8 protein-coding genes are annotated in these 10,109 nt (G+C 68.5%); 5 read left to right on the forward strand and 3 right to left on the reverse strand.

Going from position 1 to position 10,109, the window contains the following annotated elements; genetic code table 11:
- The first annotated feature begins 17 nt into the window (after positions 1 to 17).
- Positions 18 to 2,081 carry a Stk1 family PASTA domain-containing Ser/Thr kinase gene (locus tag AC1DHY_RS08670; protein WP_476880389.1) on the forward strand — a complete coding sequence of 688 codons (2,064 nt, stop codon included), beginning with the start codon at positions 18 to 20 and terminating at the stop codon, positions 2,079 to 2,081.
- 125 nt (positions 2,082 to 2,206) lie between these two features.
- Here AC1DHY_RS08670 and AC1DHY_RS08675 read toward each other — a convergent pair whose 3' ends face one another.
- Both AC1DHY_RS08675 and AC1DHY_RS08680 read right to left on the reverse strand, forming a co-directional pair.
- Positions 2,207 to 3,595, reverse strand: coding sequence for a class II 3-deoxy-7-phosphoheptulonate synthase (locus AC1DHY_RS08675; protein WP_476903489.1), 1,389 nt, complete (start codon positions 3,593 to 3,595; stop codon positions 2,207 to 2,209).
- Positions 3,596 to 3,796: 201 nt separating this feature from the next.
- A complete protein-coding gene (locus AC1DHY_RS08680; protein WP_476879999.1) occupies positions 3,797 to 4,564 on the reverse strand; it encodes a lysophospholipid acyltransferase family protein in 768 nt (255 codons plus the stop codon).
- Between the two features lie 111 nt (positions 4,565 to 4,675).
- Between AC1DHY_RS08680 and AC1DHY_RS08685 the strand changes: the two genes are divergently transcribed.
- Genes AC1DHY_RS08685 through AC1DHY_RS08695 form a run of 3 tightly spaced genes read left to right on the forward strand, consistent with a single transcriptional unit; the run spans position 4,676 to position 6,823 of the window.
- Entirely contained in the window at positions 4,676 to 5,491 is an 816-nt protein-coding gene (locus tag AC1DHY_RS08685) for an alpha/beta hydrolase (protein WP_476880000.1), read from the forward strand.
- On the forward strand, positions 5,488 to 6,291 hold the full coding sequence (locus tag AC1DHY_RS08690; protein ID WP_476880001.1) for an alpha/beta hydrolase: 804 nt from the start codon (positions 5,488 to 5,490) through the stop codon (positions 6,289 to 6,291). The genes AC1DHY_RS08685 and AC1DHY_RS08690 overlap by 4 nt, the downstream gene beginning before the upstream one ends.
- Positions 6,284 to 6,823, forward strand: a complete 540-nt coding sequence (locus AC1DHY_RS08695) for a hypothetical protein (RefSeq protein ID WP_476880002.1) — start codon at positions 6,284 to 6,286, stop codon at positions 6,821 to 6,823. Before AC1DHY_RS08690 ends, AC1DHY_RS08695 begins: the two co-directional genes overlap by 8 nt.
- 46 nt (positions 6,824 to 6,869) lie before the next feature.
- Here AC1DHY_RS08695 and AC1DHY_RS08700 read toward each other — a convergent pair whose 3' ends face one another.
- Positions 6,870 to 7,958, reverse strand: a complete 1,089-nt coding sequence (locus AC1DHY_RS08700) for an ROK family glucokinase (RefSeq protein ID WP_476880003.1) — start codon at positions 7,956 to 7,958, stop codon at positions 6,870 to 6,872.
- Between the two features lie 186 nt (positions 7,959 to 8,144).
- On the opposite strand from AC1DHY_RS08700, the gene AC1DHY_RS08705 reads away from it, so the two are divergent.
- On the forward strand, positions 8,145 to 9,965 hold the full coding sequence (locus AC1DHY_RS08705; protein ID WP_476880004.1) for an AMP-dependent synthetase/ligase: 1,821 nt from the start codon (positions 8,145 to 8,147) through the stop codon (positions 9,963 to 9,965).
- Positions 9,966 to 10,109: the final 144 nt, after the last annotated feature.

Raw genomic sequence — 10,109 nt, forward strand, 5'->3', positions numbered from 1 at the left:
GAGCTTAGGATCAAAGGGTGCAGGAATACACATCGGACGCTCTCGTCGGGACCCTGGTGGACAACCGGTACCTGATTCTCTCCAAGCTGGCCCGTGGCGGAATGTCGACGGTTTACCTCGCGACCGACCAGCGGCTGGAGCGGGACGTGGCCCTCAAGGTCCTGCACCCGCACATGGCCGGGGACCCCCAGTTCCTGGACCGGCTGGGCCGCGAAGCCAAGGCCGCCGCCCGGCTCTCCCACCCGCACGTGGTGGGTGTGCTGGACCAGGGCGACGACGGCCCGCTGGCCTACCTGGTGATGGAATACATCAAGGGCCACACCCTGCGCGACGTCCTCAAGGACAAGGGCGCACTGACTCCTCGCCTGGCCCTGGCGCTGATTGACCCGGTAGTGGAAGGGCTCGGGGCTGCCCACGCGGCCGGCCTGATCCACCGCGACGTCAAGCCCGAAAACGTGCTTATTGCCGACGACGGCCGGATCAAGATCGGCGACTTCGGCCTGGCCCGGGCGATCTCGACGTCCACCAGCACAGGCGCCCTGATCGGGACCGTCGCCTACCTCTCCCCCGAGCTCGTTATGGGGCGGCAGGCCGACGCCCGCAGCGACATCTACTCCCTCGGAATCATGCTGTACGAGATGATCACCGGCAAACAGCCGTTCGACGGCGAGGTCCCCATCCAGGTGGCCTACCAGCACGTGAACTCCACGGTCGGTCCGCCGTCGGCCCTGGTGCCCGGGCTGGCCGACGAACTCGGCGAGCTGGTCCAGTGGTGTACGGCGAACGACCCCGACAAGCGTCCCGTGGACGGCAACGCCCTCCTCTTCGAGCTCCGGCATATCCGCACCAACCTCACGGACGCCGAACTGGACCTGCGTCCGCCCGCAGCAGCGCCGCTGCCAGCGGCAGCCGGAGAGTCGCACACCGAGTTCCTGGGCGGCATCCAGCACCCGACCGAGGTCATCGGCCGCGGCAGCAACCCCACCACCGTCCTCTCGGGCCGGCAGCGGCCGGGAGCCTACGGCCCGCTGGCCACGCCGGAGGAGCACGAGTTTGGTGCCTCAGCGGCGGAGGCTGCCGGGGACCTGGCTGTGCCGGCGAGCAAGCGGGCCCAGCGCAAACAGGACCGCGACGAGGAGAAGGCCCGGCAGCGCGCTGCGGCCACTCCCAGCCGCAGCCTGCGGGCGGGCAACCCCCGCCGCCGGGGCCTTGCCTGGGTCCTGGTGCTGGTCCTCGTGGCCATCCTTGCCGCCGGCGCCGGCTGGTTCTTCGGGATGGGCCCCGGATCCCCGGGAACGATCCCCCAGTTGGCCAATAAAACCGTGGCCGAGGCTCAGCAGTTGCTCCGCACCGCGGGATTCGATTCGACCACCCGGGATGTCTTTGACGACACCGTGTCCGCGGGGCTGGTGGTGGGCTCCGAACCGCAGGCCGGAGAGGTGGTCAGGAAGTTTCAGACCATTTCCCTGAACGTTTCCAAAGGCCCCGAACTCTTCCCCCTGCCGCAGCTGACCGGCAAACCGCTCGACGCGGCGAAAACGGCCCTGAATGGTGCCGGGATGTCGCTTGGCCCAGTGACCGAGAGCTTCGACGAAACCGCAGCGGCCGGAACGGTGCTGGCCCAAAAGCCCGCCAAAGGCACGCCCGCCAAGCACGGGACGCCGGTGGCGCTAACGGTGTCCAAGGGGCCGCGGCCCATTCCGGTGCCCGATGTGCGGGGCAAGGACCAGGACGCCGCGGTGGCGGCTGTGGAAGCCGCGGGACTCAAGGCCGTCGTCGCGCCGGAGCCGGTCTTCAGCCGGGACGTGCCCAAGGGCGCCGTGGCCGGCCAGGATCCGGCGAACGGAAACCTCACCAAGGGCGGCTCGGTGACGCTGACAGTTTCCAAGGGCCCCAAGTTCGTGGAGGTTCCGAGCTTCATCGGGAAGCAGGCCACCGAAGCCCGGGACGCGTTGGAGCGGCTCGGCTTCAAGGTTGAGATCAACAACATCCTCGGCGGGTTCTTCGGCACGGTCCGCGCCCAGGACCCCGTGGACACCCGCGTGCCCGAGGGGTCGACGATCACCCTGACGGTGGTCTGAGCCGGCAGGCCGGCTACCCCGCCGGACGCCTTCACCGGCAGAAAAAGCTCCGCCCCGGCTGAAACCAGCCCGGGGCGGAGTTGTCTCTGAGCGTGGTGCCAGCCGGGCTCAGCGCTTGGACGGGATCAGCGCTTAGACAGGGCGCCGGCCACCAGGAACGCCATCTCCAGGGACTGCATGTGGTTCAGGCGCGGGTCGCAGACCGACTCGTAGCGGTCCAGGAACGCGTCCTGGTCGATCGGGTCGGCACCGCCGAGGCACTCGGCCACGTCGTCGCCGGTCATTTCCACGTGCAGGCCACCGGGCACGGTGCCCAGGCCGTGGTGGACTTCGAAGAACCCTCGGACCTCATCGATGACGTCGTCGAAGTTCCGGGTCTTGTAACCGTTGGGCGAGGTCACCGTGTTGCCGTGCATCGGGTCCGTGACCCAGAGGACCTGGGCGCCCGAATCGGTGACGCGCTCGACGATGGCGGGCAGCTTCTCGCGGATATTGCCGGCGCCCATCCGCGTAATGAACGTCAATCGGCCCGGTTCCCGGTTCGGGTCGAGCTTTTCGATAAGGCGGAGCGCATCATCACCGGTGGTCGACGGGCCCAGTTTTACGCCGATCGGGTTGCGGACGCGGGAGAGGAAGTCGACGTGGGCGTGGTCCAGTTCGCGGGTCCGCTCCCCGATCCAGAGGAAGTGCGCCGACGTGTCGTACGGCAGGCCGGTCCGCGAGTCGATCCGGGTCAGGGCACGCTCATAGTCCAGCAGCAGGGCCTCGTGGCTGGCGTAGAACTCCACCCGCTTGAGCGCCTCAAAATCCGCGCCGCAGGAGGACATGAATTTGATGGCCCGATCAATGTCGCGGGCCAGCGACTCGTAACGGGCGTGCGCCGGGTTCTCGGTGAATCCCTTGTTCCACTGGTGCACCAGCCGCAGGTCCGCGAAACCGCCCTGGGTGAACGCCCGGATCAGGTTCAGGGTGGACGCGGACGTGTGGTACGCCTTGAGCATCCGGCTGGCGTCGTGGGCGCGGGACTCCGGGGTGAAGTCATAGCCGTTGACGATGTCGCCGCGGTACGCCGGCAGTGTGACGCCGTCGCGCGTTTCATCGTTCGAGGACCGCGGCTTGGCGAACTGGCCAGCCATGCGGCCCATCTTGATCACGGGCATCGCGGCACCGTAGGTCAGGACCACCGCCATCTGCAGGATGGTCTTGACCCGGGCACTGATCTTGTCAGCCGTGGCGGCCTCAAAGGTCTCCGCGCAATCACCGCCCTGCAGCAGGAACGCCTTGCCCTGCGCGGCCGCGGCGAGCCGTTCACGAAGAATGTCCACCTCGCCGGCGAAGACCAGCGGCGGCAGCACGGAGAGTTCCTTGACCGAGGCGCCAAAGACGTCAGGATCGGACCAAGTGGGCTGCTGCGAGGCGGGCAGCTCCCGCCAGTTGTCCAGCCCCGGATAGTTGGCGGCGCCGCTCTGGGCCGTGCTGGTGAATGCCGTGCTGGTGAAGGGCGAGCCCGTCAGGGCACTGGCAGCCGGCTGGGAGTTGTGCAGGGACGTCGAGGGTGCAGATAGCTCAGTCACCCTCTAAGGATAGTTGTCCCGGCCCCGAACGGCCCGCCCGCCGTCATTGACTGCCGGGCATCCGTCACACAGCCCAGTCACACAGCCCAGTTACGCAGTCCAGTTACGCAGTCCAGTTACGCAGTCCAGTTACGCAGTCCGTTACGCAGTCCCGGGCGCCCCGGGGCCTTCGGGCGCTTCGGGTGCATCCGCTTCCTGCGCGGGACCGGCTTCCGGCGCCCCGCCGGTCTTTCCGGCCAGCCGCAGTTTGACGACGGCGGCGTACTCGTCCACGTATTCCTGGCCGGAGAGCCGCATGAGTTCGTACATGATTTCGTCAGTGACCGACCGCTGGATCAGCCGGTCGTCCTCCATGCCGTAGTAGCGGCTGAAGTCGAGGGGCTCGCCAAAGATCATCCCGATCCGCCGGATGTTCGGCACGCGTTTGCCGATGGGCTGGACCTTGTCGGTGCCGATCATCGCGACCGGAATCACCGGAACCCGGGCCTGCAGCGCGAGCCGGGCCACCCCGACTTTTCCGCGGTACAGGCGGGCGTCCGGGCTGCGCGTTCCCTCGGGGTAGATGCCTAGGAGCGAGCCGTTCTTCAGCACGTCCATGCCGGCGTCCAGGGACCGTGCGGAGGCCGCACCGCCGGACCGGTCCATAGGCAGCTGGTTGGTCAAGCGAAAGAACGCAGCCGTCAGTTTGCCTTTAACGCCCTTGCCCGTGAAGTACTCGGACTTGGCCAGGAACACCACGGGCCGGGGCACCATCAGCGGCATAAAAATGGAGTCGGAAAAGGAGAGGTGGTTGGAGGCCAGGATCGCGGCGCCCTGGGCCGGAACGTTGTCCAGGCCCTTCACCCACGGCCGGAACAACAGCTTCAGGACCGGCCCAAGGACGAACGTCTTCATGAACCAATAAAACACGTGGTGGACCTCTCCGGCAGGCGTCTGGCCGGCCCTTCTGCGGGACCGGCCGGGACTTCAATGACACCCTACTCTAGTGAGTTTTGTCGCGAACAGTGACACGATGGGCACATGAGCGAAAGCAGCACTCCGATGACGCCTGCCGCTTTCACCTACCCCGGCCACGGCGCCAACGCGGCCACCGGCGTGGCGATCTGCCACGGCTTCACGGGCAGCCCCCTGAGTGTGCTGCCCTGGGCCGAGCACCTCGCCGCACAGGGCTTCGCGGTCTCTGTCCCGCTGCTCCCCGGACATGGAACCGACTGGCGCGACCTCGCCCGGCACGGCTGGCAGGACTGGTACGGCGCTTTCGAGGCCGCGTACCTTGACCTGGCCGCCGGCACCCGCTCCTGTTTCGTGGCCGGGCTGTCCATGGGTGGGACCATCGCCCTGCGCACCGCGGCACGGCACCGGGTCGCCGGGGCCGCCGTCGTCAATCCGGGACTGAGCTTCTACGACCGCCGGGTACGGTACATCGGGCTGCTCAAGTACCTCCAGCGCACCACCGTCCCGCTCCAGGAAACGGAGTCGACGGCAGCGAGCACCCAGGATGGCGACTACTCCCTGACGCCCCTGGCGGCCGTCCACCAGTTACGCAAGCTCTTCACCGCAACGCTGCGCGAGCTGCCCGCCGTCGACGCCCCCACCCTGGTGTTCAAGTCCGACGTCGATGCCGTGGTGCCGCCGTCCTCGCTGGCGCTGCTCCGGCAGCGCCTCGGCTCACGGGATCTGACCGTGGTCCCGCTGCCGGCCAGCGGCCACGTTGCCACCCTCGACGTCGATGCCCCCACGATCTTTGAACTGTCCGCCAGCTTCTTCCAGGCGCACGCCGCCGCGCCGGGCGCCCCCACCGCACCCACCCAGCCCCAACTGACGGAGCAGCCATGAGCACAGCCCCCGACCACTCGCCGTTCAGCAGCCCGTTCACGGGTTCCGGCCCCCGGACCGGCGTGGTGGTCTCCCACGGCTTCACGGGCAGCCCGCACGGCGTCCGGGCGTGGGCGGAGTCGCTGGCCGCAGCGGGGTACGCGGTCCGGATGCCGTTGCTGCCCGGGCACGGCACCAGCTGGCAGGAACTTGCCCGGACCCGCTGGCAGGACTGGCATGCCGGGATTGACGCCGCCTACCAGGAACTGGCCGCGGAGTGCGACCACGTGGTGGTCGCGGGCCTTTCGATGGGCGGCGCCCTGGCACTGCGGCTGGCCGCCACGCGCCCGGTTGCCGGTGCCGTGCTGGTGAACCCCGGGCTGGTCATTGACGATCCCCGGGCTCCGCTGGCCGGAATCCTCAAGTTTGTCCTCAAGAGCACCCCGGCCATCGCCAATGACATCCTGATGGCAGGCGTCGATGAAGGGGCCTACCCGCGGACCCCGGTGGCGGCCGCGCACGAGTTGAACAAAATGTTCAAGGACACCGTGCGGCTGCTCCCCCGCATCACCGCCCCGGTCCGGGTCTACCGTTCCACCGTGGACCACGTGGTATCCGACGCGAGCATCGCCGCGCTGCGCCGCGGACTGGGCAACGCCGCGCTGGAGATCATCCCGCTGGAGAACAGCTACCACGTGGCTACCATGGACAACGACGCGCCCCAGATCTTCCGCGGCACGGCCGAGTTCATCCGGTCGGTTGTGGAGGGACACACCCCCGGCGCCCCCAGCGCCAGCCAGAAAGAAACGGCAGATGACTAGACCCGATCCGGATTCCCAGGACTCCAGCGCCAACCAGGACGACGCCGTCTGGCTCGACCTGGTGGCCCGTCTGGAGGCAACGGATTCCGGTGCCGGAGCGCATGGGACGCTGGACCCGCAAGGTCCCGGAGCTCCTGCGGCCCGGACCTTCCGGGACTTCGATCCGCTGGGCCTGGCCGTCCCGCCGGCAGAACCGGTGTCCGGCCGGCCGGACTCCCCCGCTGGCGCCGACGAAGCGGGGGCGGACCGCGGGTCCCTCTCCGGCCCGCGCGACTATGAGCCGGATGACGACGACGGCGCGTTCGTTCCGGAAGAACCGCCGAGCCTGGCCGGAGCCGACCCGCTGACGGTGCTCGCATGGCTCGGCGCGGTGGGCGGCCCGATCGCCCTGCTGCTGTCCGCCATGTTCTGGCGGTCCGCGCCGCTGCTGGCCGTGGTGGGCATGGTGGTGGCCTTCGCGGCGTCGGTGGTTTTCCTGATCATGAAGCTGCCGCAGGAAAAGGACGATCACGACGACGGGGCGCGGGTCTAGCCGGTCCTGCACACAGCCGCATGCCGTGGGGTCCGCGGCAGGGCGCCTAGTTGCGCATCCGGCTGCTGACCCTGGAGAGGTCCGCGGCGCCGATCAGTCCGGCGTTGGGGCCCAGGGCCGCCAGTTCTATCCTTGCCGCGGGGCGGAAGCCGCGGCCGGTCAGGTTCCGCGCGAACGCGCGCCGGGCGGGGGCCACCAGCAGCTCGCCCGCGTCGCAGAGTCCGCCGCCGATGACGAAGGTGCCCGGGTCCAGGGAGGCCGCCAGGTTCGCCAGGCCAAGGCCCAGCCATTCCCCCACATCATCGAGCAGCTCCCGCGCCGTGGGATCCCCGGCCTTGGCCAGTTCGGTGACAATGACCCCGGTGATGAGTGCCGGGTTGCCGTCCACGGCTTTCAGCAGTTCCTGCGCCACCGGAGAGTTCGCCGCGGCCAGTTCCCGGGCCTCCCGGCCCAGGGCGTTGCCGGATGCGTATTGTTCCCAGCAGCCCCGGTTGCCGCATTCGCACCGGTGCCCGCCGGGCATGATGATCTGGTGGCCGAATTCCCCGGCCACCCCAAAGCGTCCCCGTTCCAGCCGGCCGTCCATCACCATGGCGCCACCGATCCCGGTGCCAAGGGTGATGCACACCAGCCGGCTCTCGCCGCGTCCGGCCCCAAAGCGCCACTCGGCCCAGCCTGCGGCATCGGCGTCGTTGGTCAGCAGCACGGGACGGCGCAGCAGCCGCTGCAGGTTCTCCCGGAGGGGTTCGTTGCGCCAGGCCAGGTGGGGGCTGAAGAGCACGGTGGCGCCGTCGAGATCCATCCAGCCGGCCGCTCCGATGCCAACCGATCCGATCCGGTGCCCCTGGCCCAGCTCCGCCACAAGATCAACGATGACCTGTTCGACGGCGCGCGGGTCGCTGCCCGGCGTGGACCGCTTGGCCTGGCTCAGGATGCGTCCCTCGGCGTCCACCACCCCGGCCGCCACCTTGGTTCCGCCGATGTCGATGCCGATGGCGAGGCCCTTGCGGCCGAGCCGGAGATGCCCGCGGAACGGTCCTGCCTCCGGCGTGCCGGCGAAGCGCTGGTTCCTGTGCTGCCAGGCGGCGGTCCTGCGCTGCGGTCGGGGCTGCTGGGCCGGTGTTGGAGTATGCATCGTTCCCTATTCTAGGGCCCGTCCACCCGGTCACGGCCGGGGTCCGGGGACGCCGCCGAGTGGCGGTCCGGAGGCCTTGACCGTAAAGTTACTGGCCAGTAGGTGAAGTGGGACACACCCCTCGGGGCCCGCATACTACTGTTAGTCGTACCCCCTAGCGGGTCAATGGATATCAAAGGAGCTATCGTGCGAGAAATCAGTGTCCCGCCCCTGGTCACCGTCCCCCCGGAAACAAACGTGACGGACCTGGTCCTGCGCCAGGCTGCCAAGGCGTCCAACCCCGCCCTGTTCTCCCGGCTCGACGCCGCGGGCCAGTGGCAGGACATCCGGGCCACCGAGTTCCTGGCCGATGTCTCCCTGCTCGCCAAGGGCCTGATGGCCAGCGGCGTGGGTGCCGGCGACCGGGTGGGCATTATGTCCCGCACCCGCTACGAGTGGTCCCTGGTGGACTTTGCCATCTGGTTTGCCGGCGCCGTCTCGGTTCCGATCTACGAAACATCCTCCCCGTCGCAGGTGGCCTGGAACCTGGGTGACTCCGGTGCCGTCGCCGCGTTTGGCGAATCGGCCCACCACGAGGACATCATCCGGCAGGCCGCCACGTCCGAGGGCCTGACCGGGCTGCGGCACGTCTGGCAGCTTGAGGGGGACGCCCTCGACGAGGTCCGCGCCGCCGGCTCGGCCATTACCGACGCGGAACTCGAAGCCCGGCGCAGCCAGGCGTCCCTGCAGGATCTCGCGACGATTATCTACACCTCCGGGACCACCGGCCGGCCCAAGGGCTGCGAACTGACGCACGGCAACTTCGTGGAACTCTCCGACAACGTGCTGGCCACCTCGCTCGGCCAGACGGTCAATGAGCAGGCCAGGACCATCATGTTCCTGCCCCTGGCCCATGTTTTCGCGCGCTTCATCTCGGTGCTGGCGGTGGCCGCCGGCGTGACGGTCGCGCACACCCCGGACATCAAGAACCTGCTGCCGGACCTGCAGAGCTACAAACCGACCTTTATCCTTGCGGTCCCCCGGGTCTTCGAGAAGGTCTACAACTCCGCCATGACCAAAGCCGAGGACGGCGGCAAGGGCGCCATCTTCCACCGGGCAGCTGAGACCGCCATCGCCTGGTCCAAGGCCCGGCAGGCCGGCAAGGTGGGCCTGGTGCTGGGGCTCAAGCACTCCCTCTTCGACAAGCTCGTTTACGGCAAACTCCGCGATGCGATGGGCGGCCACGTGGCCCACGCCGTATCCGGCGGCGGACCGCTCGGGGAGCGCCTCGGCCACTTCTTCCAGGGCATCGGGCTGCAGATCCTCGAGGGCTACGGCCTGACCGAAACCACCGCCCCCGTCACCGTCAACACGCCGTCGCTGATCAAGATCGGTACCGTCGGCGCGCCGATCCCGGGGAACGCCGTCAGGATTGCCGAGGACGGGGAAATCCTGGCCAAGGGCGTCTGCGTGATGCGCGGCTACTTCAACCGCGAGGACCTGTCCGCCGAAGCCTTTGTGGACGGCTGGTTCCGCACCGGCGACATCGGCCAGCTCGACGAACAGGGCTTCCTGACCATCACCGGGCGCAAGAAGGAAATCATCGTCACTGCCGGCGGCAAGAACGTGGTCCCGGCCCTGCTCGAGGACCAGATCCGCGCCGACGCGCTGGTCTCGCAGGTGCTCGTGGTGGGCGATAACCGCCCGTTCATCGGCGCCCTCGTAACTCTCGACGAGGAGGCCCTCCCGGGCTGGCTGCAGCGCCACGGCCTCCCGGCGTCGACCACCCTGGCCGAGGCTACCGCCCACCCCGCCGTCAAGGCCGCCGTCCAGGAGCTCATCAACCACGCGAACCAGTCCGTGTCGCAGGCGGAGGCCATCAAGTCATTCCGGATTGTGCCCTCCGACTTCACCGAGGCGTCCGGGCACCTGACGCCCTCCATGAAGGTCAAGCGCGCCCAGGTGATGAAGGACTTCGAGAGCGTCATCGAGGAAATGTACTCCGCGAAGCGTCCCACGCACGCCTAGGTGTACTGGGCCGGGACGTTGTTGACACTTAGGGCTTGAAAACGAGGAGGACCTCCGGGCTAAGTGGAGCTGTCTAATTCACACACTTCGCGCTCGGAGGTCCTCGTGTCCCACGTTAATGCCCGACTGACAGTTCATGGAAGA

Source organism: Arthrobacter sp. 05L44 (assembly GCF_056397605.1).